Origin of the sequence: Campylobacter portucalensis (assembly GCF_009690845.1) — a bacterium.
In the GTDB taxonomy this organism is placed as follows: domain Bacteria; phylum Campylobacterota; class Campylobacteria; order Campylobacterales; family Campylobacteraceae; genus Campylobacter_B; species Campylobacter_B portucalensis.
Window position 1 is genome coordinate 1 of sequence record NZ_VWSJ01000012.1, and the last position, 24825, is coordinate 24825.

Sequence of the window (24825 nt, forward strand, 5' to 3'; positions counted from 1 at the left end):
AATTCCTTTTGATTCAAATGCTATAATTAATAAATTTGCACTTACTAAAAATGAGCCAAGTATTGAAGAGTTTGTAAGAATTCTTAAAACTTGTGAGTTTAAAACTAAAATAAAAACATTAAGCTTAGAAAATTTAACCAAATATGAAGCTCCTTTTATTTTACAAGATAAAAATGGGCTTTATTTTACTGTTTTAAAAGTTGTTAAAAAAGATAATAAATCAAATAGCAAAAGTGTAAATAGTAAGAATTTAAATGATAATAAGTCAAATAGTAAAAGCCCAAACAACAATAATTCAACCAAGAAAAACTCAAAAAATCATGATAGTTACTCTTTTATAGTTTTTAACGGTGGAAGCTCTACAAATGAACTAACTTATGATGAGCTACTAAATATCTCAAATCCTAAATTTATAGTTTTAGCCCATAAAATGGTAAATTCTCAAATAAAATTTGGCTTTGGCTGGTTTTATAAGAGGATGTTAAATTATAAAAGGATTGTTTTTGAAGTATTAATAGCTTCATTTATTATGCAACTTTTTGGTCTTATTACTCCACTTTTTACTCAGGTTGTTTTAGATAAGGTTTTAACTCATCATAGTCTTAGCACACTAAATGTTATAGCTGTTGCATTTTTAGCGGTAATTATCTTTGAGTTATTATTGAGTTTAAGTAGAAACTATATCTTTGCACACACCACAACAAAAATTGATGCAAGGCTGGGAAGCGAGCTTTTTTCTCACCTAGCACTTCTTCCAATGACTTACTTTGAAAATAGAAGGGTTGGAAATATAGTTGCTAGAGTGAGAGAACTAGATTCTATTAGAGAATTTATAGCCAATAAAAGCATAACAGTTCTTTTGGATATTTTATTTAGCTTTGTATTTGTAATTATGATGCTTTTATATAGCATAAAGCTAACTTTTATATCAATTTTATTTGTAACTAGCATAGCTTTAATTTACTTTTTCATAACTCCAGTTCTAAGAAAAAGACTTGAAGAGAAATTTCAAATGGGAGCAGCATCAAATTCATATCTAGTTGAAGCAGTTACAGGAATGCAAACTGTAAAATCCTTGGCTATCGAAGGAAGTATGCAACGTGAGTGGGAGAAGTATTTAAGTAGGTATGTAAAATCATCATTTAATCTATCAAATTTAGGCAATGTGGCAAGCGGATTTGCTACTTCGCTTCAAAAAATTATGACTTTAAGTATTTTATATTTTGGTGTAGGGGAAGTTATAAGAGGAAATTTAAGCGTAGGACAGTTAATTGCATTCCAGATGTTTGCAGGTCAATTTAGTGGTCCTGTTATGAGACTTGTATCTTTATGGAATGAATTTCAAAGTGCACTTCTTAGCGTGGATAGATTGGGTGATATTTTAAACACTCCAACAGAGCAAATCACAAACAAACCAATAGCTATAAATAATATATATGGTGATATTAGATTTGAAAATGTTAGTTTTAAATACACCCCAAGCTCAAATTTGGTCTTAAAAAATATAAATTTACATATAGAACCAAATAAAAGCATAGGTATAGTCGGAAGAAGCGGAAGTGGTAAAAGCACTATAACAAAACTGATTGAAAGACTTTATTTACAAAGTGAGGGGGCTATTTATATAGACTCCATTGATATAAGGCATTTGAATCCGTACCTTCTTAGGCAAAATATCGGAGTTGTTTTGCAAGAAAGTTATCTCTTTAGCGGAAGCATAAAAGATAATATATCTTTTGCAAGCACTGGAGCTAGGATGGAGGATATTCTTAGGGTAAGCATGATAGCTGGAGCTCATGAATTTATAGCTGCTTTAGAAAAAGGATATGATACGGAAGTTGGAGAAAGAGGATCGTCTTTAAGTGGTGGTCAAAAACAAAGAATAGCTATAGCAAGAGCACTTATAAATAATCCTCGAATTTTGATATTTGATGAAGCAACTTCCGCACTTGACTATGAAAGCGAGAGTATAATTACAAGAAATTTATCTCAAATCAAACAAAATAAAACATTTATCATCATAGCTCATAGATTAAGCACGGTTAGGGATTGTGATGAGATTATTGTTATGGATAAGGGTGAAATTAAAGAAAAAGGTACCCATGATGAATTAATTGCTTTAAATGGGTATTATAAAAGTTTATATGATAAACAAAATTTAGGCTAAATTATGTTAACAATTTTTAAAAAAATAAAAGATGACTCGCACGAGTTTAAGCCAGTAATTATCGAAATTGAAGAAACGCCCACAAATCCATTGGGCAGAACTCTGTTATATATAATCATATCTCTTATTGTTTTTGCTGTGCTTTGGCTTTTTTTGGCAAAGGTTGATGTTGTAGTAGGTAGTCGTGGTAAAGTTATCCCAAGCGGAGAGATAAAGATACTAAAACCGCTTCAAACTGGAGTTATATCTAAAATTTTAGTAAAAGAAGGTGATATAGTTAAAAAAGGTGATACTTTAATACAAATTGATCCTAGCATATCAAGTTTTAATCTTAAAACCAAACAAAAAGAACTTGAACATTTAAATATGAGTATAATAAGACTTAAGGCATTAGGGCAAGATTCAATTCTAAGCAATAGCGAGTTAAGTTCTTTAAGTAAAGATGAGCTTGATTTATATCTAAATCAAAAAAACTCATATGATGATAAGATTTCACAATACAAATTCGCTTTAGAAGAGTTGAACTCAAATTTAAAAAAGGTTGATGATGAGATAATGAGATTAGAGTTAATCTTATCTAAAAACTCAGCAAGATTAGAGAGACTTGAAAACGTAAAGGATATAATATCAAATAAAGAGTATGAAAATTTAGAAAAAGAAACTCTAGATTTAAAATCAAGGCTAAGCATTGCTAAAAATAGCAAAGATGAAGCTAATAGTAGATTAAATGCAACAAAACAAGAACTTGTTGTGTTTAAACAAAGTTTTAAAAGTCAATATTTAAATGAATTAATACAAAAACAAAAAGAAGCAAATTTAATAAGAGCAGAGATTAACACATATATCTTTCAAAGCAAACAACAACTCATTAAAAGCCCAGTTGATGGATATATAGGAAAGCTTTTAGTAAATACAGAAGGAGGGGTTGTAAATAGCACAGAACCACTTCTTAGTATAATACCAGCAAATGAACCATTAATTATCAAAGCAAACGCACTAAATAAAGATATAGGCTTTTTAGAAAAAGGACAAAAGGTTGCTATAAAGGTAGATACATTTAATTTTCAAAAATATGGTAAACTTGATGGAGAGCTAATACACATTGCAAATGATGCTATAGAAGATGAAAAGCTTGGAACAATATATGAGATAAAAGTAAGACCTTTAAAAACAACTCTAAACATAGATGGAGAGATAAAAAACATTGAACCTGGAATGAGTGTGATAGCTGAAATTAAGGTAGGCAAAAGAAGAGTAATTGAACTATTTATCTACCCAATAATAAAATACCTTGATGAAGGGTTAAGTGTGAGGTAATTTGCAAAAGTATTATAAATTATTGTGATAAATAAATATTTGTGATACAATTCAAAACAAAGAGAATATTTTATGAAATTTGAAGATGTTTTATATAATAAAAATGAATATACACAAGATTGTAACAACATAATAAATCATGTTAAAAATTGTTGTAAAGATTATGATAAATATGAAAGCAACACATATGTTTTAGTTAAGTTACTTGATAAAAAAATAGATATTTTGCACAAATTAAAATATGATAATTATGATGAAATATCCTCAGAATTAAAAACAATAAATGAACAAATTTACAAACAAATAAAGATATTTAAAAACGATGTTTTTAATGATTTTAAAAATAAAGATGAAATTAAAATAGAAGATGAAATTAAAAATCCAAACTCACAACTAAATTCCAAGTATAATTTGGGATATATAAAAGAAAAAATAAATAAGAAAAATACAAGTCATAGCTCAAAGGAAATTAAAAAATGTATATTTGATGGAATGAAAGATTTTATATCTAATCAAGATGGTAAAAACTTTAATAATTTTATTATAAATAACATAAAAAATATATCATTAAATTTTAAAAACGTATCATTTATTATTTTATTATCATTCTTAATAGGCTTAATACCTTTTGCGTTATATTTTTTTATAGAAATAAAAAATGTTTCATCAATGCAAGGACTTGATATATTTTATTTAGTTATTATGCTTGGTGTTGCTGCGTTTATATATCTTTTCTTACTTTTACTATTACCATTTTCATATTTCGGTATCATAGAGATATCTTGTTTAGAATATAAAAATTATGAAAGTAAAAATATAAGAAAATATTTTATTATTTCTAATATTGTTAGTTCTTTAGCTGTTATTGGTTTAGTATTTCTTCCTGATAAATTAATAAACGATGAAAATATAATATCTTTTATTGTTATCTTAATTCTTGCTTTTGTATCTATAGTAACTTGTATTATCTATTGCAAAAATAATAAAAATAAGTTTGAGCTTAATAAAGAATTTATCCTTATGTTTATATTTACTATCTTAATAAGTTCTTTGCTTTTATTAATGGTTTTTTTTGGTTAATTACTACATGATATTTTTAGCTATCAAGGATATTGTTTTTTCAATTTTTACTATTTTTCTTTATGTTACAGTACTGCTTTTTGTTTATTATAGTTTTGTCATAAAAGATATATCTACTTTTAAATTTAGCATACAAGTATTTGTGTTTTTTAATATATTTTTCTTGCTTCCTATTTTAAACTATGACATAATGCAAAGATTAAATTTTGGAAATATTAATTATCCTTATATTATTTTAGATAAAAATGCAAAACTACCTAATGAAATTTACATAGATGATGGAAATTTAACTGACAAATCGGAAAGCAACAAAACAATACCGACATATTTTATAAAAAAAGATGACAGAATAGAGCTTTATAACATTAAAGTTTTATCTACACTTGGAGATAGTTGGTATATAGAAACTCAAAACGGATTTAGATTTAAACTAGATAAAAATCTTATAGAAACAGAGATTTTAAAAGAATAATTTTAATTTCTCACTCACACACCCCTTGTTTGCTCATCAAATTTGCTTTAGTTATATTATATCCTATTTTTAAAGCGTGTTCTTTATAGTCTAATTCTTTTTTAAGAGATAGTATTAAAGAATTTATTACATCTATTTTTGAGCTTTCTTTTGCTTTGTTTAGTCTAGTTTGCATATTATAGCCTTCTTTTAATAGTTTATCAAGTTCTTTTAAAATATCTCCCATCTTATCCTTGTTGTTTAAAAATAGCTTTAAATCAGCTATCTCTTTTTCATACTATAATCTTGCTATTTCTTTTTGAAATTTAATTTTTTATCTGTTAATCTCCTTGTCTTTTATTATAGATCTCTTTTTACCGCCATCAAATAAACTCATATTTATATCCTTGTCTTTTAAAATTTTGTACAGCCTTAAAGTAGTCATTTTTATCGTTTCCATATAAGTCATATCTTGCATATAAAGACACTTTTGGATAATAAGATCTCTTATTGGCTTCTAGTGCATACTTGTTTGCTTTTAATTGTTGATCAAATTTCTTAGCTGTAAAAGTATCTTCAAATTTAACAAATTCACTATTTTTTATATTTATATTAAAATCATTTAATTTTTTGTATTGTTTCTATCTTCAAGCCTGTTATTTGATTTATTAAATTTAATTGATAATTGGCACCTAGCTCTAGTTTTGACAAAATATAGCTCGTATCCATTATAGTACTTTGGCTTAATTCTATCTTACCAATTTTGCCAGCACTGTTTAATCTCTTTTGATACACATAAAGAGTCTTATAAGCTTTTTCTAAAGCCTCATAAATTTCTATTTTACTTTTATACTCTAAAGCTTCATAATAAATATCAAGTAGTCTTAGTGATAATTCTAACTCATAAGCACATTTATTATATCTAGCTTTTTGTATATTTTTTTTTTGATGATTTTACTTTTAAACTATCACTTCCAAATGTATATAAATCATAGTTTAAAACTAATGATACAGAGTTGCTATAAGGCGATGATAATGTAAGATTATCCTTGCCGATATAAACTGAGTTGTATCTATCACAAATCTTTTGGAATACTCTGCGTTTGCACTGATCCCAATTTCAGTATAGAAACTTGATTTATTATAGTTTAGTTTATTTATAAGACTATCTATTTCTAATTTATATAAAGCTATTTTGGCAGAGTTTTTTAGTGTGTATAATAAAAGATATTCAAAAGTGTATTTGCTAGAGGTTGTTAAATTTGCTTAATTGGTTCTATTTGCAAATTTTTCATCTTTAATGTTTCTAAATATATGATTAGAATTACTCATATCAGAACCAAAAAGATTTAAAAAATAAAATAATAAAACCAATTTCTTCATATAATCAAATTTAATACCTTTTATTCACTAATTAAAAACATTATTTTATAAATTATAGCTTTAAGAAATTATGAAATTTGATTAAATTTATAAATAAAATTAAATATCATAAGCTAAAACATGAGAGAAATTTGTGAAAATATAATAATATGAGTATATTTAAAGATAATTTTAGCATAAAGCTTAGTTATTTTGCAATTTTTTCAAAATTAAATTTAGTGGAATATAAAAACTAACTAAATGTTTAAATTTAAAGAATATAAAAAATAAATTTTATTTTATTTAAAAAATAATTTTGTTTTTACATCTTAAATTTTTAGTAATTATTTTTGTATATTGAGTTTAGTGTTTGAAAGTTAGACTACACATCTTTTTATTTCAAGCAAAGTTATTGGATTTTTATTGAGCAAAGACACTCACTCTTATAAAATTAAATTTAAGCCTTATATATTTATTTTATCAATGACTCAAGTAAAAGCAAAAATATATAAACCAATAATATCTCTTTATATGTTTAGTATAAATTTACGAGCAGATAGAGAAAAGAGAAATATATTATTGGTATTAATTCTCTAAAATTTATATAAATTTATGTTTAATGCGTTGATTTATCATAAAGGCAGCCTCTCTATTATTAACTGCCTTTATTTTTAATAATTTTATACATTATATAGTTGCATAATATCGGGATTATTAAACTCATTGCAACCTGATATATTTATAGAGCCATCATTAGAATAAGAGTTTAAATCTTGGATAACTTTATTTACAACATCACTAGACAGTGAAAAATTTAGATCTAGAAACTCTTCATGACTTAATACTTCACCATTACTGAATTTAAAGTTTTCAATTAAATAAGATTTACTATAATCTCTTCCTGAGTTTTGATAAAAGCTATTTATAGTAATGGAGTCATCTGTATCTTTGATAGAGATAACAAGGTCATTTTTGTTTCTTCCGTGAGTAATAATTAAATCATCTTTACTGATTCCCTCTCCAAACTCTATAGTGTCATTACTGCCATTATCAAAGATAAATCTTTACCATCACCTCTATTAAATACATAAGTATCATCTCCATATTCGCCATATAAATAGTCGTTACCTTCTCCACCTATTATGAATATAGAATAAAGTTTTTGTAGTTTTTAAATTTTTTTATTACAAATATGCTATATTAAATTTATCAGATAATATACAAATCAAATTTGAAAATAATTTAAAAATTAAAAATTTAATTATACAAGACTTAAATAAATTTAACACAATAAAAGCTTAATATTTAAGATTTATAAAAACGAAATATGCTAAATCAAAGCGATTATAATCCGATTGTCTTAGTTTAAATATTGCATTATATCAATGAATTTCAAAGATATACAAATACTTTTAATAAAAATAAATTTTTAATTTTCAAGCATAATATACAATGAAACGATAGTAACGGCTATATCTTTTTGATCATTATATAAAAAATATACAATTATTTTTAATCTTTAGGATTATAGTAATGGTGACCCATTAATTAGGTATTCAACTAAACACAGTTATGACTTCTATCTAAAAGATTTAAATTATAATTTTAAACTAAATTAAACTAATTATTTTGTAGGTAATGTGAGAAATTATTGTAGGTAATAAGTGAAAACTATATTAAATAATATAAATTTATGCCAATAATTTCGGTATAGAAGTTAAAAAGAGTGTATTTTTTAGCTATCTATTATTTTTTTTCACATATAACCTACAAATTTTACTGTTTTGTAGGTAGTGTGAGAAAGTATTTAGATATTTAACAATTAAAGCTCTAAAATAAGGGCTTATTTATTAATAGAGTAAATAATAGAATAAATTTTGTAGAATATAGAGGTATTTATAGTATTATTTGTTAATTTTATTTAATACTAAATGTATAGCTAGTGACTTTATTACTATTTTTATAAAGCTAATTATATTGTAAAAATAGGAAATATGATTTAGCAGTATAAATGTTTAACTTGCAGACTATTTTAAAACTTCCAATAATCGTCTTATTTTTATAAATTAAAAGAGTTAAAAAATAAATCTTAGTTTTGTATTACTTGATTATATAACAAAAATAAGATAAAATACAAAATCAAAAAAGAAAGTTAAAAATGAATTTAAAACTTAAAGATATAGCAATTATAAGCGTCGGGCTTTTGCTTAATCGCAAAAAAGCCATCCTAAAAGATAAAGATAAATTTAGCTATAAAATTGTCTCTTTAAAAAGCTTTAACGATGATGCTGTCTATTGCCACGAATTTGCAGAAAATTTCATTGCAAATGAAGATTTAACTCAGTATTTGACGCAAAAAGGCGATATTTTAGTTAGGCTTAGAGAGCCAAATTTCGCTATTTATATAGATAAAGATTACCCAAATTTGATTTATTCATCGCTAGTAGCAAAAATAAGAGTAAAAAATTTTAGCCCACTTTTTATAGCTCATTATTTAAATAGTAGCGTCATTAAAAGGCGTCTTTTAAAAGATATTTCCGGAACTTCTATACCTACCATAAATATAAAAAATTTAGAAAATATAAACATTCCTAAAATTTCTTTGCAAAAGCAAGAGTATTTAGTAAAATGCCTACAAGAATTTAGAAAAAATAATCAAATTTTAAAAAACCTGATAACCCAAAATAAAAAAGTCCAAAAATTTATAATAGAAAATTTAGAACAAGGAATTTAATATGCAAAAAACTTCTCAAAATACCATAAACAACATTGTTTGGAAAGCTTGTGATACATTTCGTGGGACAATGGATGCAAACGACTATAAAGACTACATTTTAACTATGCTTTTCGTAAAATATCTATCCGATTTTTACAAAGAAAAGGTTGAAATTCTATCAAAAGAACTAAAAGGCAATAAAGAAAGAATCAAGCAAAGACTAAAATTAGAAAAATTTAAACTTGATGAAACTTGCAGTTTTGAGTATCTCATCTCTAAAAAAGATGAAGTAAATATCGGCGAAATCATTAACAAAGCCCTTTTAAAAATAGAAGAAGATAATAGCGAAAAACTGGCTGGAATTTTTAGAAATATCGATTTTAACGACAAATTAACCTTAGGCGATACCAAAGAAAAAAACGCCATACTTAAAAATTTAATTGAAGATTTTAACGATGAAAGGCTTGATTTACGCCCATCAAAGCTAGTTGGAAACGACATTATAGGTGATGCTTATGAGTATCTTATAGCTCACTTTGCAGAAAGTTCAGGCAAAAAAGGTGGCGAGTTTTACACACCAAGTGGAGTTTCAACGCTTTTAGCCAAACTTGTCCAGCCAAAAGAGGGAAGTTCTATTTACGACCCAACTTGTGGATCTGGCTCACTTCTTATTAAAACAGCAAAAGAGATTAAATCAGGAATTTTTCGCCTTTACGGACAGGAAAAAAACAGTCAAACTCACGCACTTTGTAGGATGAATATGTTTTTACACGAAATAAATGATTCCATAATTGAGTGGGGCGATACGCTAAGAAATCCACTACATTTGGAAAATGGGGCTTTAAAAACCTTTGATATAGTTATTGCTAATCCACCTTTTAGCCTTGATAAATGGGGTGAAGAAGAGGCGAAAAATGACATTTTTGATAGGTTTAAATTTGGAATTCCGCCAAAAAGTAAGGGCGATTATGCTTTTGTTTTGCATATGATTAGCTCTTTAAATCAAAATGGAACTATGGGTGTTATTTTACCACACGGTGTGCTTTTTAGAGGATCGAAAGAAGGTAAAATTCGCCAAAAACTTATAGAAAAAAACTTACTTGACGCAGTTATCGGACTTCCTGCAAATCTTTTCTTTGGTACAAGTATCCCAGCTTGTATTATGATTTTTAAGAAAAATAGATCAAATAACGACATATTTTTTATAGATGCAAGCAAAGACTATGAAAAAGGCAAAAACCAAAACACCATTACAAAAAGCCATATCGAAAAAATCGTAAATGCTTACAAATCTCGCCAAAATATAGATAAATTCGCCTACAAGGCCAGCCTTGATGAGATAAAAGAAAATGATTTTAACCTAAATATACCACGCTATGTTGATACTTACGAAGAAGAAGAGCTAATCGACATAAAAGCCACCAAAGATGAAATTTCACGCCTTGAAAATGAGTTAAGGCTATCACAAAATAAGATAAATGAGTATTTAAGGGAGTTAGGGCTATAAAATGAGTGAGATTATTATTTATCAGGATGAAAATGGTGTTACAAACCTTGAAGTAATGCTTGAAAACGAAACCGTTTGGCTATCACAAAAACAGCTTTCAGAATTATTTGATGTAACAACTGCTACTATAAATGAACATATCAAAAATATCTATCTAGAAAACGAACTTGAAAGAGATTCAACTATTAGGAAATTCCTAATAGTTCAAAAAGAAGGAACAAGAAATGTAAAAAGACAGATAGAGCATTACAACTTAGATATGATTATTTCTGTAGGTTATCGAGTAAAATCAAACATTGCTACTAAATTTAGACAATGGGCGACAAAAACCCTTAAAGAATATATCATTAAAGGTTTTGTATTGGATGATGAAAGGCTAAAACAGGCTAAAAATAGTTATTTTGATGAACTCTTAGAACGAATTAGAGATATAAGAAGTAGTGAAAAATTATTTTGGCAAAAGGTACTTGATATTTATGCTACTAGCGTTGATTATGACCCAAGAGATGAAATTTCAAAAGAATTTTTTAAAACTATTCAAAACAAAATGCACTTTGCCACACACGGACAAACAACCGCTGAAATAATCTTTCAAAGAGCAGATAGTTCAAAACCATTTATAGGAATGACAAATTTTAGTGGATATAAACCTAATAAAAAAGAGGCGATAATAGCTAAAAACTACCTAAACGAAAACGAACTAGAAATTTTAAATGGCATAGTTTCATCATATCTTGAGTTTGCAGAACTTCAAGCGAAAAGAAGAAAAGTAATGAAAATGAGAGATTGGATAAAAAAACTTGATGATTTTTTAAATTTGTCAAGCTTTGATGTGCTTCAAACAAAAGGTAAAATTTCACACTCACAATCTATTAAAAAAGCAAACGATGAATATGAAAAATATAAAGCTAAAACAATAAATGAAAAAAGTAAAGCAGAAATTGACTTTGATAAATTTGTAAAAAAACTGGAAGATAAAAAATGAAACAAGACTATAAAAAAACAAGTTTGGGGATAATTCCAAACGAGTGGGAAGTTGTGAAGTTGGGAGATGTTTGTAAATTTTACAAAGGAAAAGGAATTTCAAAAAAAGATATTTCTGAAAATGGAATTAATTGTATAAGATATGGTGAACTTTACACTACTTACAATGAAAAAATAGATAAAGTTTATTCTAGAACAAATTTAAATATTGATGGTTTATTTTTAAGCAAATTTAACGATATTATTATTGCTTCATCTGGTGAAACTGCTATTGACATTTCAAAAGCTTCTTGTGTTTTGCTTGATAATGTTGCACTTGGTGGCGATTTAAATGTATTAAGAACCAAAGAAAATGGAATTTTTATATCATATTATTTAAATCATATAGTTAAAAATGAAATTGCAAAATTAGCCCAAGGTGTTTCAATAGTTCATTTGTATGCAAGCGATTTAAAAAATTTAAAAATAGTTTTACCGCCCCTAAAAGAGCAAATCAAAATAGCTGAAATTTTAAGCGAATTTGACACAGCTATAAATTTAATGTCAAATTTAATATCGCAAAAAACCAAATTTAAAAAAGCCCTAATGCAAAATTTACTCACAGCCAAAATTCGCTTCCCAAATTTCAAAGACAAATGGCAAGAAGTTAGTTTAGATAAAATAGTTTTTTATCAAGAAGGACCGGGTGTTAGAAATACACAATATAGAAAAAAAGGTGTTAAACTTCTAAATGTTTCAAATTTAAATAACAATCAACTAAATCTTAGCACTACAACTACATATATAAATAAAGAATTAGCATATGGAAAATATAAGCATTTTTTAGTAGATGAAGGTGATTTACTGATTTCGTGTTCTGGTATAAACTCCGAAAGTTTTAAAACAAAAATAGCTTTTGCAAAAAAGGAGCATTTACCTTTATGTATGAATACAAGCACTATGAGATTTAAAAATTTAGATGATAGTTTATCATTAAAATATTTATATTATTTTTTTCAAACCTTAAATTTTGAAAAACAAGTTTTTAGCATATTAACAGGCTCTGCTCAGTTTAATTTCGGACCAACTCATATAAAGTGGTTCAAAATCAAACTTCCAAATTTAGACGAGCAAAAGAAAATCGCTGAAATTTTAAGCAGTATTGATGATGAGATAAATTTGCTAAATTTAAAATTAAAAAATTTAAAAGATTTAAAAAAGGGCGTTATGCAAAATTTATTAACAGGAAAGGTTAGGGTAGATGGCTAAATTCTTATTAAATTTAAGTTCTTTTTTATGGATAATTATGTTATTTATTTTATCAAATTTGTCAATTAAAGAAAATGCCTTAAATGAATATCTTAATTTACAACTAAATGTTTATTTTTTTAATTTGTCGGCTGAGATATTATATTTTATAGTTGCTGTTTTTTTAAATACAGTTTTTTATTTTTGTATGGAGTATTATTTGAAAAATAAAACATTAGATAATTTAGAATTCGAAAAAATATACCCAGTTTATAATGAATATGTTGCAAGTTATTTTGCTGTTTGTGCCGTTGTTTTTTCAATGGGTTTTTTGAATAATACAAATTTGCTTTCAAATATTATAATTTGTATATTTTTATTTTTTGTTTTCTATATAAATAATATAGGATACTTAAATCCGTTTCTTTACATTATTGGTAAAAGAATTTATAAAGTAGAAAATAATAGTGGGAATTTTATTATAATTACCAACAAAAACGAACAAATGAAAAATACAAAAAATATAAGTAATTTAGTAAAAATAGATGAAAATGTATTCTATAAAATAAAAAGGATGAAAGATGAATTCAAAACTAATGGCTACAGATAAACATAACTTTTATAGTGTTTTTGGAAATATACAAGATGAGACAAACATAAAAAATGATAATGAAATATTTTTCAATAAAATTGATATATCTAACGAGTATAAATATCTTAACAATCCAGACAGAATGATTAGTAAAGAAGATAATGAATGGTTTTTTGTTGATTTTAATAGTATTGATTTTAGAGATGAAATTCTAGAAATTTTTAATATCTTTAATAATACAGGTAGTTATCCAAATTTATCAAGAGATGATTTTAAAAAAATAAAACATTTTGTATATGGTTTCATATATGAAAATAATCATATTATAAATATACAAAATGTAAAAAATGGAAATTTTATTAAAAATAAAACCCTTCTAAAAGTTATAAGCAATAATGTAAAATATGAAAAAGCCGAACAAATTTTAACTTTTTATAATGAAGTTGATATTTTTATAGATAGAAATAATGAAAAAATATATTTTCAAGATTTTAAAGATTTAAAATATTTTAACAATAAATTTTTAGCAATCTATAAAGAAGCTATAGAAGAAGATAGTGCAAATTTTAAAGAGTTCGTAAATAGTAATATTAGCTTATTTTCCGTAAATATTCCACATAACAAGATAAGAAATAGAAATAGTAAAAAATTAAAATATGTGTTAGATAATAATATGCTTGATGGATTTATAGGCAAAGAAAATATAATTAGAGAATATATAAATACATATAATATTTCTACAAAACTCAAATATGAAAATGATAAATTTATCATAGATGAAAATAAAGATCTTACTAGTTTAATTGAGATAATTTTTGAGCAACATTACACTGGAGCTATTACCGAACAGCACCTATTGGCTAGTGGAAACGAAATAGTTGAAAATAATAGTTAAGGAGCAAAAATGACACCAGATACCAGCGAAAATGCACTTCAAAAACAAACAATTGAGCTTTTTGTAAAAATGGGTTATAAATTTATAAGCAGAAGTGAGAATTTAACTTTTAGAAATAACGATAAAAACGAAGTAATTTTTAAAGAAATTTTAGTTAAAAAGCTAAGCGAGATAAACTCTTATGAATATAAAGATAAATTTTATAAATTCTCGCCTAAAAACATACAAAAAGCTATAAATGATCTTAATATTTCCTTAAATGAAGGGCTAAATATCGCAAATAAAAAGATTACAAATTTGCTTCTTTATGGGACAAGCCAGATAGAAAATTTAGCCGATGGAAGTAAAAAAAGCTTTGATATAAATTTCATTGATTTTAAAAATCCCGAAAATAACGACTTTTATATAACAGAAGAGTTTGAAATTTTAAACGCAAATCAACACCAAAAAAAGAAAACTTCAAGACCTGATTTGGTAGCTTTTATAAATGGAATTCCTGTTATGGTTATAGAACTTAAAAGCTCTTTAAAAAGCGTAGATAACGGCGTAAGGCAAATTTTAAACGAACAAAATAAAGATAATATTCAAAATTTTTATAAATTTATACAAATTGCAATGGCAGGAAATTCAAACGAAGCAAAATACGCTACAACTCAAACACAAAGGGAAAAATACGCCATTTGGAAAGAAGATGGCTTAAAAGATGAGTTAAGAAAACTTATAGATGATAGAGAAATTTCTGTTTTAGATGAGAGCGTTTTTGCACTGGCTAGAAAAGAGAGAATTTTGGAATTTATAGAAAATTTTATCATTTTTGACGCAAATGTTAAGAAAATTTGTCGCTATCAGCAGTATTTTGGTATAAAAAACACCCTAAAAAGGGTTAAAAATTTAGAAAATGGCAAGAGAAAAGGTGGGCTTATCTGGCACACGCAAGGAAGCGGAAAAAGCCTTACAATGGTAATGTTGAGTAAAATTTTAATCAAAACTTATAAAAATTCTAAAATCATCCTAGTAACTGATAGAACAGACTTGGAAGAGCAGTTAAAAGATACTTTTTTTAATACTGGCATAAAACCATTGAAAGCCACAAGCGGAGCAGATCTTATAAACAAACTAAAAAGTGGTGCAAGCGTTATAATAACGCTTATAAATAAATTTAATAAAGATGAAAAAGATATTTTAACAGACTCAAATATCTTTGTTTTGGTTGATGAAGCTCATAGAACACAAGGCGGGGATTTGCACGATAGTATGAAAAGCTACTTGCCAAATGCTTGTTTTATAGGATTTACCGGCACACCACTTTTAAAAAGAGAAAAAAGCAGTTTTTTAAAATTTGGTGGTGAAATTCATCGATATACCATAGATGACGCTGTAAAAGACGGCGTTGTCGTGCCGCTTTTATATGAGAGTAGATTTGCAAAGCAAGGAATTTTGGATGAAAATTCCTTAAATAGAAAATTTTATATGATTAGCAGAAATTTAAGCGATGATGAAAAAGATCTTTTAGCCAAAGAGTGGACGAAATTTCAAAAAATAGCTTCAAGTGAGCAAAGATTAGAAATAATCGCTTTTGATATATGTGAGCATTTTAAAAGCGCGGTAAAACCATTTGGCACGAAGGCTATGCTGGTAGCAAATTCAAGATATGAAGCGATAAAATATCATCAAATTTTTGAAAAACATTTTAATGATTTAAAAACTATCTTTGTAATTTCTGGAAATGAAGGCGAAGAAAATGACGGCGGAGATAAGAAATTTATAACTGATGAATATAAAAAACTGCTTTTAAATTTTAGTAGCGAGATAGATTTTTTAAATAGAGTTAAAAGTGACTTTATAAGCGGGGATTTAGATTTAATAATCGTTGTAAATAAGCTTTTAACCGGCTTTGACGCACCGCCTGCTAGTGTGCTTTATATAGATAGACCGCTTAAAGAGCATAACCTGCTTCAAGCCATAGCAAGAGTAAATAGGCTTTATAAAGGCAAGGAGTATGGGCTTATCGTTGATTATCGCGGGCTTTTAGAAGAACTTAGTAGTTCGCTTAGTGCGTATGAGTGTTTAAGCGGCTTTGATGAGATAGATATAACAGGTGCTGTCATAGATATCAAAAAAGAGCTAGTTAAAACTAAAACTTTTTATACACATTTAAACGAAATTTTTGAAGAAGCTAAGCATAAAGATGACTTGGAAAGCTATGTTTTAGTTTTAGCCGATAGCGAAAAAAGGGCTAAATTCAAGAATAATCTGCTTAAATTTATAAAATCCTTTAAGCTTGTAATGACTACTCAAAAAAACGTTTTTAGTGATGATGAGATAAAGGAATTTAAAGAAAAGATTAAATTTTATCTAAATTTAAGAGAGATAGCACAAATTAGATACCACGAAAAGCTTGACTTTAAAGAGTATGAAAAACAGATGAGAGAGCTTTTAGATAGATATATAGGCGTTGGCGAGATAGAGCCACTTGGGGATTTGGTTGATATTTTTGATATAAAATTTGATAATGAAGTTAAAAAAGCCAAAAATTTAAACGCAAAAGCACAAATAATATCAAGTGCAATCGCAGCCGTAATAAGCGAGAAACTAAACTCAAACCCAGCTTTTTATAATGATATTTCAAATAGACTAAATGAGATAATAAAAGAGTATGAAGAAAAAAGAATAAATGAAGAAGAGAAACTAAATCAAATCATAAATTTAAAAGAGTTAATCACTGGCAAAAAGGAGATAAAAATTTATCCACAAAATATTAAAACCGATAGCTTAAAGGGCTTTTATGATAATTTGCTTGAAGCTTTGTATCAAGTTAGTGATGAAGCCACCCAAAAAATCGCTATAAAAATAGATGAAATTTATAATGCTTTTTCAAAATATCCTGAATGGCAAAATAATAGTGATATAGAAAATGAGATAGATATAGCTTTGCAGGGCATTTTGTGGGATTTAGAAGATGAGACGGGTATCAAATTTGAAAATTTTGACGAAATTTCTAAAACAATGAGAAAAATAGGGATTTATCACTATGCAAACTAAAAGTATATCAATAATAAGAAAAAATGTTAAAAATTTTAGTCTTAAAGTTCGCCCAAATGGTAGTGTAGAACTAGTTTTGCCACTAATGGCAAAAAATGGTGATATAAATTTTATTTTAGAAAAATACTCAAAATGGATAGATGATAAAAAGGCGTATTTTAAGGAGTTTGAAACTATTAAAAAAGAGCTGGTAAGTGGTGAGAGTATGAAATTTTTAGGTAAAGATTACCGCCTTAGAGTTATAAAAGATAGCAAAGAAAGGGTGGAATTTGATAAGCTTTTTATAAATTTATATGCTAAAAATGTAGAAAATTTTAGTAAAAAAAGCGAAATTTTAGAAAAATGGTATAGGGAAAATGCACTAATTTATTTTCTAAATATAGCAAATGAATACAATAAAATCATAAATTTAGATGATATAAAGATAAAAATTCGCAAAATGAAAACAAGGTGGGGGAGCTGTAACGCTAGTAAAAAATCTATAAATTTAAATCTAGAACTTATAAAAAAGCCCAAAATTTGTATAGAATATGTAATTTTCCACGAGCTAGCACACCTAATACACCCAAATCACTCAAGGGAATTTTATAACTTTTTAAGCTTACATATGAGTGATTGGAAAAGTAGAGAGAAAATTTTAAACGGTAGTAGCATTAATGTCTAAAATAAAGCAGTGTAATATTTTTTAGATGTCTCACAAGCATTATTATGTCATAGCGTTATTCTAGACCAAATAAAATTATACGATACTTACTAAAATATGCTATAATTTTAAAAACAAAAAAGAGTAAAAGTTATAAAAAACTTAAAATTTTAAGCTCAATGGTTTTAGATAGTTTTATTTTATTTGGGTGCAGTGAAGAAGTAAAAATCAAAAAAATGGATTAGTTGAGCTTCAAAACACAAATCCAACCATAAACCAAGAACATTTCGATGCTATGGTTTCAAAAATTAAAAGTGAAATTACAAATAGTGATTTTAAAATTTATAGCATAGAAAATACTTTTAACGAGCCATATAAATCAAAAATAACAGAAGAAACAATGAATAAACTGTTGTCTGAAAAAGCAGAAAATAAGCTCATAAGAGATGCAGACTTGACTTTGGCAACAAGTGTATTTATAGTAAGTGAAAAGGATGAAACAGAATTTTTTATTTACAGAATAACACGCAAAGATAAAGAGTGTAATAGAGCAATGACACTACAATGTAAATAAGGAGAAAAAATGATTATTTCAACAACCATAACAACAAAAGAAACACCACAAATTATAGAAATACTACAAAATGCAATAGAGCAAATAAGACAAATAAATCAAGAAGTTAGTGTTGAATACGCCAACTACGAGACAGAATACGATGTAAGTCAAGCTGACAAGGATGATAAGAAAGAGATTTTGGCTTTAAGAGAGTGTGAGAAGCTAGAGTATGTGAGTTTAAAAGAGATTGATGGCTAAGTTGAAACTATCATATCAAAAAGAGAAGCAGATGCAAATAAAATACACGCATAAATTTCAAATACGAATAGGTGCTATAGTTGATTATATTACCATTGAAGTTTTATGTAAATTTAAAAAAGCAAATAAACAACATATCCTTTATGCCATATAGGTATCGCAAAAGTATAACAGCTGATGATGAGAACATTAGAGACCTTATTTTTAAAGGATATGTTATGCCATTTTTTATTGACAAAGAAAATAATACAATAGAAATTTTATCAATCTACTCAAAAAATCAGCCTTGATAAAAAAAGGTTTAGTAGATGGTAGAACTCTTGAAAGACTTGAAGATGAAGCAGCAAGTATTTCAGATATGAAAGCTATTTCTACAGGCGACCCTTTGTTTTTAGAACAAGCCAACATTGAAAGGGTTTTAAAAAAAGAAGAAATGCTATATAAACATTTTATAGCTGACATTGAAGATAGTGAAGATAGAATTAGTAGTAATATCAAAAATATCCAACAAGCAATAAAAGACAACCTATCTTACGAAAACGCTAAAGAACAAATTTTAGCATATGATAGTGAAAATTTTAAATGTAGTCTATATAATAATAATAAAACCCTTGAAAATTTTGAAATTTTAAAAGATGATAAATCAGAATATATAAAAATTACTCAAACTAAAATGAGTGAAATTTTTAATAAAAAATATAAGCGATATCATAGCTTATTCAGACCAAGAACATAAACTAATGTAATATAAGGGTTTTAAAATTTCAGGTTATTATGATAGTTTTCTAAAAGACTTGATTTTGAACTAAAAAATAAAGCTACAGGATGGCTTTTTCAACCTGATAATCTTGTTTTTAAAAACAGAGATAGTCTCTTTAGAGAACAAATTTCAATAACTGGTTTTTTAGGAGAATAAACAACTTCTTAAATCTAGAAAGCTTAAAAAAGTAAAAGAACTATTGAAACTATGATTAACAACAGAAAAAAGGCGAAAAGAATGAATTTAAATCAACTGCACTTAAAAAGTTAGAAAACTTTAACAAAGCTGTTAATGATAATGGCTCTTCGGTTGATGATAACAAAAGCAGGAGAGAAGGATGGAATAGATAACTTTTTAAAAGGCTATTAACATTTTTAAAATGTGTTTTTACCTTATAATAATGTAAATAGCCTTTTATATAGTTTTTTAAGAAAACTATCAAATTTGTTCAAAATTTTTGGTTTTCTTAAGCCATTTTTTACACTTTAAGCTTGCTAAACTTAAATTTAAAGACCATACAGTAATACAAGCTCTTAAAGTAGGGCTTATTTAATTTTAGTATTGAAAATCGTGATTTTCATAGCAAAAAATGCTTTTATGGAAAATTTGATATAATTAAAAGAAAACATTAGGGTGATTATAAAAATGAAAAATAAATTATCTATCGATCAACAAATACAACATATGAAAGAAAATGGAATAACTTTTACTCTTTTTAAAGAAAGTGAAGCTAAAGAATTTTTACAGCATAGCAACTATTTTTTTAAAGTAAAATCTTTTGCAAAAAATTATCAAAAAATAGACGATAAATATATTGATTTAGATTTTATATATTTAAGAGAATTAGCATTAATGGATACTTTGTTGAGAAATATTGTTTTAGAGATATCACTAATTATAGAACATATTTTAAAAGTAAATTTTATAAATGATATAACCAACAATCCGCTAGAAGACGGATATATTATTATAAAAAAATTTTTAGATGAAAAAAGAGAGCCAACTATTTTTACAAATTATAATAAAAAAAGAGATAATATTGATTTCTACACAAGAGGCTTAATGGATAAATACTATAAATATAATTTTCCAGTTTGGGCTTTTGTAGAAATTTTAACATTTTCAGAATTATTAACTTTATTAAAATTTTACTACATTGAAAACAATAACGCACATGCTAAATTTTATAACAACTCTTTATTATACAATGTCAAAAAATTACGAAATGTTCTGTTCATAATAACTGCTTTTTAAATAATTTAATAAAAACAGAAGAATTTACTAAAACAAGAAGACTATTAACAGAAGTAAAAAATCTAAATTTACAACAATATAGCAATAGAAAAATAGATGCTTTATGTGAAACACCCGCTATACACGATTATGCTTCTGTATTGATAGTTTTTAATAAATTATGTCCTAACAAAATGAAAAATATAGTAATAAAAGAAAAAATAAAACACTCTTTAAATAGATTTTCTAAACACATAGATTATTTTATTAAGAACAAAAATTTAAACGAAAAACTAAAATTTATTTTAGAATTAAATAAAAAAATATTCGGTATTTAAGCCAATTTTAAAAAGAATTAACATATAATAACGCATTACAAGACCAAAAAAGAAGTATCTTTTTTAGCAACAGTATTTTTTACTGTTGCTTTTTTTCTTTTTGATATTTTATAATATCTGTGTATTTTACGAAAAATTCCCCATAATTATTTTTATTTAGATATTTTGTATAGCCTAAACCTTTTAATTCACTATCTAAAAAAGTTATAAACTCATCTTTTTTAAATATTAAAACATTTGCTTTTTGAATAAAAATCTATTTTTATACTTATCTTTAAAATTTGATTCTTCCAGCATATAATTCAATAAACTTTTATCATTTGTAATTGCTAAATTTTGAGCATTTAAAATGGTTGTAAATCTATCCTTTATATCTTGCAAAAGTTGCTTGCTAGTTTTCATAATGATCCTTTTTAATGTTTAAAAGAGTATATCTAAACTTAACTTAAAGAATTTAATCAAAAAATATTGTATAATTTTAAAATAAAATAAATTTAAAGGAAAAAAAATGAAAAAAGCATTGATTGTTTCAGTTACTGCTGGACTACTGTTAAGCGGATGCTTATGCGCACAATCGGAACTATAACTGTTGGAGCCGTATCTGGCAAGAAGTTTGCCAAAGATTTGTGGTATTTTGGAAAGGGACAAAAACCATATGGAAAGCTAGATCACGATAGATGGTTCATGAATACTGAATCTAGAATGGAAAGATCTATTGCCAAAAATAAAGAAAGAGCTGAAAAAAGACTTGCAAAAGGGAAAAGTAACATTTCTGGTCCCACCAAAGAAAACCCATATATACATATAACAGATACTAGTGTATATTATCAAGATTTTAGATATGGAATTTATGTAAAACCTTATGCATTGATAACAAACCAACCAAAATGTGACATAAAAAATAAAATGTTTTATGGAAACCTATTCTACAAACCCTAAAGATATAGATAATATTATAAAAGAAGATATGCCAACTAAAGAAAAAAGAATTAAATTTTTATATGGAATAAGAGAAGGTTTTTTGGATGGAAGGTGTTTAGTGGCAGGGTCCCATTACGCTCTAGATGAAGGAAAATACGAAATCATAGATACAATAAGAAATATAAACACAAACAAACCAGTGACTATATTTAGAACAGACTATGATGACTGCTATGAATATCTTTATAAAAACGATTATTATATGTTTTATGGCCCTAAAATAATGGCTCAAATAGAAGAAAGAAAAAAGAATAAAAAACCCAGAATAGAGATATTTGAAGAAAACTTATTAGATTAATTTTCATTTAATTTTAATATTAATTTGCTATAATTTTGCCAAGCTTAAGCAGGGACAATATCAGCAAGAGAACAAAATTCAAAAATTGATGAGTTTATACAAGAGAATAAAAGAGAGTTACGAGACTCCTAGAAAAAGAATGAGTAGCTAGAAAACGATTACAAAGAGCTACAAACGAAAACGACAGAAACATAGAATTTACAGATTTTTTTGACACAACAACAAGAAATTTTAAATCAAATATTGAAAGCAGAATACAAGAATTTAAACGAGAGTTTAGAGAACATATCAAAATAAAACTTAAAAAACTTCGAGAACAAAGCTAACGAGATATTAAAGGCAGTCTGCTCAAGTTAGAGAATTCATAGATAAAAACAAAAGAGAGCTTGAAATAGTTTTATAAAGACATAAAGAGATGAGTAGGTAGTGGAATAATTGTATTATTTAAAATCACTCATTGATAATAGTATTAAGGCACATAAGCAAATAGTTCCAAAAAAAGCCTTATTTCCATATTTAAATTTTCAATGTTTCCACTTGGTATTGTTAAATATATACTTATTATAACAATAAATAGTATTATGATTTGCAATATAAAATTCTTCATAATTACTATATTCTTTCGTATAAGCACCATAAAAATACGGTGCTTATATTTTTTTTAAATTAATATGGTAATTCGTCTATTATACCATAGAACAATAGACCCATTTGACTTTTCCATTTAATATTAACAGCATTTACATAAGGGCTAAAATTGCGATTTCCCAATAGCTTGTTAATAATTATTCCAATTTATAAATTCTCTCACGATTTTAGTAAATTGAGTATTATTTATATAAGACTTGGCTTGGATTTCAGTTTTAGAAGAGTAAAGATACGACTATACAACTTATTTATTGATTTTTATGTTAAATATATTTGACAAATATAAGCTAATATTGTAAAATATATTTAACAATTTTTAACGAGAGAGAATATATGGATTTTACAAGATTTTTTAATGAGCAACAAAACTATCTGCGTAAAGTAAAGCTTGATTTTACAAGATATCTCTATGATTATATAGATTTTAACGAACAAGCTATGATGATAATAGGACAACGTGGTGTTGGTAAAACTACACTTATCTTACAATATCTAAAACAAAATTTTCAAACATCACAAAAAGCTCTTTATGTAAGTATGGACAATCCTTTGTTTTCGGTAATTTCTTTTTATGAGTTTGCTCTTGACTTTGAAAAGATTGGTGGCGAAATTTTACTGATAGATGAGATACATAAGTTAAAAAACTGGTCATCACATATAAAAACCGTAATAGATCAAAGCAACTTAAAACTTATAATTACTGGTTCATCTATGCTAGAGCTTGATATAAAAGGAGCTGATTTAAGCAGAAGGGTAGTAAAATATTATCTAAATATTATGTCTTTTAGAGAGTTTTTAAGTCTTAATTTAAAAGATAATTTTCCTAAGTATAGCTTAGATGAAATTTTGACAAATCATTATGAAATAGCTGTAAGCTTGACAAGCAAATTTAAGCCACTTGCATATTTTAAAGACTATCTCTCATATGGAGCATATCCGTTTGCAACTGACAAGATAAGCTTTCATTCAAAATTGATGAATGTCATTAACCAAGTTTTACAAACCGACATACCTTATGTTTGCTCATTAAACTATGCAAATATAGATAAATTAAAAAAACTACTGTTTTTATTGAGTCAAAGTGTTCCTTTTTCTCTAAATATAAGTGAGCTGGCAAGAGCGTGTGAAATATCACGCCCAACGCTTATAGAGTATCTAAAATATATGCAAAGTGCTGGACTTATTATAAATTTATATAATAAAAATAGGGGTTATAATGCCATACTAAAACCAGATAAAATATATCTAAGCAATACTAATTTAGCTTATGCACTAAGCAGTGCCCCAAACATAGGAAACCTAAGGGAGAGTTTTTTTGTAAGTCAAATTAGTGCTTACGCAGACGGTAAATTTAAAAATAATTTTATCATGCTAAATAAAAGTGGTGATTTTATCGTAGATGATAAATTTATCTTTGAAATAGGTGGGGCTAAAAAGAGCTTTAACCAAATTAAAGATATACCAAACTCTTATATTGTAGCTGATGATATAGAAATAGGAAGTGGAAATAAGATACCTTTATGGTTGTTTGGGTTTTTGTATTAAATATTCTATGATTTAAAATAAAACTTATTACTTTTTTAACCCTAGTATTTTTTAATCGCATTTAAGTGATTTTTTAAGTATTTTTCGAGTATTCTTTTTAAAGAAGCTACCTTAAAATTCATATATATGTGTTGATGGTGTCACAAATATGTGTTAAAAATTTTGAAAAATAAATTTGCCACCACTATTTTCCTATCAAATTTGATGGTTTTTTGTAAAGATGAC

At 26.2% G+C, this 24825-nt stretch carries 26 protein-coding genes; 21 read left to right on the forward strand and 5 right to left on the reverse strand.

Features of this window, described 5'->3' with window-relative positions:
- Positions 1–394 precede the first annotated feature (394 nt).
- From F1B92_RS04285 to F1B92_RS04300, 4 genes are all read left to right on the forward strand, one after another.
- On the forward strand, positions 395–2167 hold the full coding sequence (locus F1B92_RS04285; protein WP_407643630.1) for a peptidase domain-containing ABC transporter: 1773 nt from the start codon (positions 395–397) through the stop codon (positions 2165–2167).
- Between the two features lie 3 nt (positions 2168–2170).
- Positions 2171–3484 carry an HlyD family type I secretion periplasmic adaptor subunit gene (locus F1B92_RS04290; RefSeq protein WP_154570661.1) on the forward strand — a complete coding sequence of 438 codons (1314 nt, stop codon included), beginning with the start codon at positions 2171–2173 and terminating at the stop codon, positions 3482–3484.
- A gap of 72 nt (positions 3485–3556) precedes the next feature.
- On the forward strand, positions 3557–4564 hold the full coding sequence (locus F1B92_RS04295; RefSeq protein WP_154570662.1) for a hypothetical protein: 1008 nt from the start codon (positions 3557–3559) through the stop codon (positions 4562–4564).
- Complete coding sequence (locus F1B92_RS04300; protein WP_154570663.1) at positions 4557–5036, forward strand: hypothetical protein; 480 nt, start codon at positions 4557–4559, stop codon at positions 5034–5036. The genes F1B92_RS04295 and F1B92_RS04300 overlap by 8 nt, the downstream gene beginning before the upstream one ends.
- 10 nt (positions 5037–5046) lie before the next feature.
- Here the strand turns inward: F1B92_RS04300 and F1B92_RS04305 are convergent, their stop codons facing one another.
- From F1B92_RS04305 to F1B92_RS09505, 4 genes are all read right to left on the reverse strand, one after another.
- The gene (locus F1B92_RS04305) at positions 5047–5262 is read right to left on the reverse strand and encodes a hypothetical protein (protein WP_154570664.1); all 216 of its coding nucleotides are present in this window, start codon (positions 5260–5262) and stop codon (positions 5047–5049) included.
- A gap of 87 nt (positions 5263–5349) precedes the next feature.
- On the reverse strand, positions 5350–5475 hold the full coding sequence (locus F1B92_RS09325) for a hypothetical protein (protein ID WP_268233917.1): 126 nt from the start codon (positions 5473–5475) through the stop codon (positions 5350–5352).
- Positions 5476–7057: 1582 nt separating this feature from the next.
- Entirely contained in the window at positions 7058–7435 is a 378-nt protein-coding gene (locus F1B92_RS09500; protein ID WP_407643631.1) for a calcium-binding protein, read from the reverse strand.
- Positions 7405–7527 carry a hypothetical protein gene (locus F1B92_RS09505; RefSeq protein WP_407643632.1) on the reverse strand — a complete coding sequence of 41 codons (123 nt, stop codon included), beginning with the start codon at positions 7525–7527 and terminating at the stop codon, positions 7405–7407. The genes F1B92_RS09500 and F1B92_RS09505 overlap by 31 nt, the downstream gene beginning before the upstream one ends.
- A 1008-nt stretch (positions 7528–8535) precedes the next feature.
- Here F1B92_RS09505 and F1B92_RS04320 point away from each other — a divergent pair.
- The 14 genes from F1B92_RS04320 to F1B92_RS04380 all read left to right on the forward strand — a co-directional run bounded on the left by F1B92_RS04320 (position 8536) and on the right by F1B92_RS04380 (position 20811).
- Positions 8536–9111: a restriction endonuclease subunit S gene (locus F1B92_RS04320; protein WP_154570666.1), complete on the forward strand. Its 576-nt coding sequence runs from the start codon at positions 8536–8538 to the stop codon at positions 9109–9111.
- A gap of 1 nt (position 9112) precedes the next feature.
- Positions 9113–10600 carry a type I restriction-modification system subunit M gene (locus tag F1B92_RS04325; RefSeq protein WP_154570667.1) on the forward strand — a complete coding sequence of 496 codons (1488 nt, stop codon included), beginning with the start codon at positions 9113–9115 and terminating at the stop codon, positions 10598–10600.
- A 1-nt stretch (position 10601) separates the two neighbouring features.
- Entirely contained in the window at positions 10602–11585 is a 984-nt protein-coding gene (locus tag F1B92_RS04330) for a virulence RhuM family protein (protein WP_154570668.1), read from the forward strand.
- Entirely contained in the window at positions 11582–12832 is a 1251-nt protein-coding gene (locus tag F1B92_RS04335; protein ID WP_154570669.1) for a restriction endonuclease subunit S, read from the forward strand. Before F1B92_RS04330 ends, F1B92_RS04335 begins: the two co-directional genes overlap by 4 nt.
- Positions 12833–12869: 37 nt before the next feature.
- The gene (locus tag F1B92_RS04340) at positions 12870–13421 is read left to right on the forward strand and encodes a hypothetical protein (protein WP_154570670.1); all 552 of its coding nucleotides are present in this window, start codon (positions 12870–12872) and stop codon (positions 13419–13421) included.
- Positions 13393–14298 carry a hypothetical protein gene (locus F1B92_RS04345; RefSeq protein WP_154570671.1) on the forward strand — a complete coding sequence of 302 codons (906 nt, stop codon included), beginning with the start codon at positions 13393–13395 and terminating at the stop codon, positions 14296–14298. The genes F1B92_RS04340 and F1B92_RS04345 overlap by 29 nt, the downstream gene beginning before the upstream one ends.
- 9 nt (positions 14299–14307) lie before the next feature.
- The gene (locus F1B92_RS04350; RefSeq protein WP_154570672.1) at positions 14308–17340 is read left to right on the forward strand and encodes a type I restriction endonuclease subunit R; all 3033 of its coding nucleotides are present in this window, start codon (positions 14308–14310) and stop codon (positions 17338–17340) included.
- A complete protein-coding gene (locus F1B92_RS04355) occupies positions 17330–18004 on the forward strand; it encodes a M48 family metallopeptidase (RefSeq protein ID WP_154570673.1) in 675 nt (224 codons plus the stop codon). Before F1B92_RS04350 ends, F1B92_RS04355 begins: the two co-directional genes overlap by 11 nt.
- A gap of 274 nt (positions 18005–18278) precedes the next feature.
- Positions 18279–18557: a hypothetical protein gene (locus tag F1B92_RS04360; RefSeq protein WP_154570674.1), complete on the forward strand. Its 279-nt coding sequence runs from the start codon at positions 18279–18281 to the stop codon at positions 18555–18557.
- Between the two features lie 9 nt (positions 18558–18566).
- A complete protein-coding gene (locus F1B92_RS04365; protein WP_154570675.1) occupies positions 18567–18797 on the forward strand; it encodes a hypothetical protein in 231 nt (76 codons plus the stop codon).
- The gene (locus tag F1B92_RS09120; RefSeq protein ID WP_229770918.1) at positions 18790–18951 is read left to right on the forward strand and encodes a hypothetical protein; all 162 of its coding nucleotides are present in this window, start codon (positions 18790–18792) and stop codon (positions 18949–18951) included. Before F1B92_RS04365 ends, F1B92_RS09120 begins: the two co-directional genes overlap by 8 nt.
- Complete coding sequence (locus F1B92_RS09125) at positions 18941–19087, forward strand: hypothetical protein (RefSeq protein WP_229770919.1); 147 nt, start codon at positions 18941–18943, stop codon at positions 19085–19087. Before F1B92_RS09120 ends, F1B92_RS09125 begins: the two co-directional genes overlap by 11 nt.
- Positions 19084–19533, forward strand: coding sequence for a hypothetical protein (locus F1B92_RS04375; protein ID WP_154570676.1), 450 nt, complete (start codon positions 19084–19086; stop codon positions 19531–19533). The genes F1B92_RS09125 and F1B92_RS04375 overlap by 4 nt, the downstream gene beginning before the upstream one ends.
- Before the next feature lie 669 nt (positions 19534–20202).
- Positions 20203–20811, forward strand: coding sequence for an Abi family protein (locus tag F1B92_RS04380; RefSeq protein ID WP_154570677.1), 609 nt, complete (start codon positions 20203–20205; stop codon positions 20809–20811).
- A 545-nt stretch (positions 20812–21356) separates the two neighbouring features.
- Here F1B92_RS04380 and F1B92_RS04385 read toward each other — a convergent pair.
- Entirely contained in the window at positions 21357–21530 is a 174-nt protein-coding gene (locus F1B92_RS04385; RefSeq protein ID WP_154570678.1) for a hypothetical protein, read from the reverse strand.
- Positions 21531–21692: 162 nt separating this feature from the next.
- Here F1B92_RS04385 and F1B92_RS04390 point away from each other — a divergent pair, with 162 nt between their 5' ends.
- From F1B92_RS04390 to F1B92_RS04400, 3 genes are all read left to right on the forward strand, one after another.
- Complete coding sequence (locus F1B92_RS04390; RefSeq protein ID WP_154570679.1) at positions 21693–22067, forward strand: hypothetical protein; 375 nt, start codon at positions 21693–21695, stop codon at positions 22065–22067.
- Entirely contained in the window at positions 22042–22407 is a 366-nt protein-coding gene (locus tag F1B92_RS04395) for a hypothetical protein (protein ID WP_154570680.1), read from the forward strand. Before F1B92_RS04390 ends, F1B92_RS04395 begins: the two co-directional genes overlap by 26 nt.
- 981 nt (positions 22408–23388) lie before the next feature.
- Positions 23389–24600 (forward strand): ATP-binding protein, encoded by a 1212-nt coding sequence (locus tag F1B92_RS04400; RefSeq protein WP_154570681.1) that lies wholly within the window; start codon positions 23389–23391, stop codon positions 24598–24600.
- Positions 24601–24825: the final 225 nt, after the last annotated feature.

What these genes read in the sequence shown, in the direction of transcription:
- F1B92_RS04350 (WP_154570672.1), top strand. Translation starts at nt 14,308, where the DNA reads ATGACACCAGATACCAGCGAAAATGCACTTCAAAAACAAACAATTGAG.
- F1B92_RS04385 (WP_154570678.1), bottom strand. Translation starts at nt 21,530, where the DNA reads ATGAAAACTAGCAAGCAACTTTTGCAAGATATAAAGGATAGATTTACA.
- F1B92_RS04345 (WP_154570671.1), top strand. Translation starts at nt 13,393, where the DNA reads ATGAATTCAAAACTAATGGCTACAGATAAACATAACTTTTATAGTGTT.
- F1B92_RS09325 (WP_268233917.1), bottom strand. Translation starts at nt 5,475, where the DNA reads ATGGAAACGATAAAAATGACTACTTTAAGGCTGTACAAAATTTTAAAA.
- F1B92_RS04290 (WP_154570661.1), top strand. Translation starts at nt 2,171, where the DNA reads ATGTTAACAATTTTTAAAAAAATAAAAGATGACTCGCACGAGTTTAAG.
- F1B92_RS04295 (WP_154570662.1), top strand. Translation starts at nt 3,557, where the DNA reads ATGAAATTTGAAGATGTTTTATATAATAAAAATGAATATACACAAGAT.
- F1B92_RS04400 (WP_154570681.1), top strand. Translation starts at nt 23,389, where the DNA reads ATGGATTTTACAAGATTTTTTAATGAGCAACAAAACTATCTGCGTAAA.
- F1B92_RS04365 (WP_154570675.1), top strand. Translation starts at nt 18,567, where the DNA reads ATGATTATTTCAACAACCATAACAACAAAAGAAACACCACAAATTATA.
- F1B92_RS04360 (WP_154570674.1), top strand. Translation starts at nt 18,279, where the DNA reads ATGGTTTCAAAAATTAAAAGTGAAATTACAAATAGTGATTTTAAAATT.
- F1B92_RS04390 (WP_154570679.1), top strand. Translation starts at nt 21,693, where the DNA reads ATGCGCACAATCGGAACTATAACTGTTGGAGCCGTATCTGGCAAGAAG.
- F1B92_RS04325 (WP_154570667.1), top strand. Translation starts at nt 9,113, where the DNA reads ATGCAAAAAACTTCTCAAAATACCATAAACAACATTGTTTGGAAAGCT.
- F1B92_RS09120 (WP_229770918.1), top strand. Translation starts at nt 18,790, where the DNA reads ATGGCTAAGTTGAAACTATCATATCAAAAAGAGAAGCAGATGCAAATA.
- F1B92_RS04330 (WP_154570668.1), top strand. Translation starts at nt 10,602, where the DNA reads ATGAGTGAGATTATTATTTATCAGGATGAAAATGGTGTTACAAACCTT.
- F1B92_RS04340 (WP_154570670.1), top strand. Translation starts at nt 12,870, where the DNA reads ATGTTATTTATTTTATCAAATTTGTCAATTAAAGAAAATGCCTTAAAT.
- F1B92_RS04395 (WP_154570680.1), top strand. Translation starts at nt 22,042, where the DNA reads ATGGAAACCTATTCTACAAACCCTAAAGATATAGATAATATTATAAAA.
- F1B92_RS04335 (WP_154570669.1), top strand. Translation starts at nt 11,582, where the DNA reads ATGAAACAAGACTATAAAAAAACAAGTTTGGGGATAATTCCAAACGAG.
- F1B92_RS09125 (WP_229770919.1), top strand. Translation starts at nt 18,941, where the DNA reads ATGCCATATAGGTATCGCAAAAGTATAACAGCTGATGATGAGAACATT.
- F1B92_RS04305 (WP_154570664.1), bottom strand. Translation starts at nt 5,262, where the DNA reads ATGGGAGATATTTTAAAAGAACTTGATAAACTATTAAAAGAAGGCTAT.
- F1B92_RS04380 (WP_154570677.1), top strand. Translation starts at nt 20,203, where the DNA reads ATGAAAAATAAATTATCTATCGATCAACAAATACAACATATGAAAGAA.
- F1B92_RS04355 (WP_154570673.1), top strand. Translation starts at nt 17,330, where the DNA reads ATGCAAACTAAAAGTATATCAATAATAAGAAAAAATGTTAAAAATTTT.
- F1B92_RS04320 (WP_154570666.1), top strand. Translation starts at nt 8,536, where the DNA reads ATGAATTTAAAACTTAAAGATATAGCAATTATAAGCGTCGGGCTTTTG.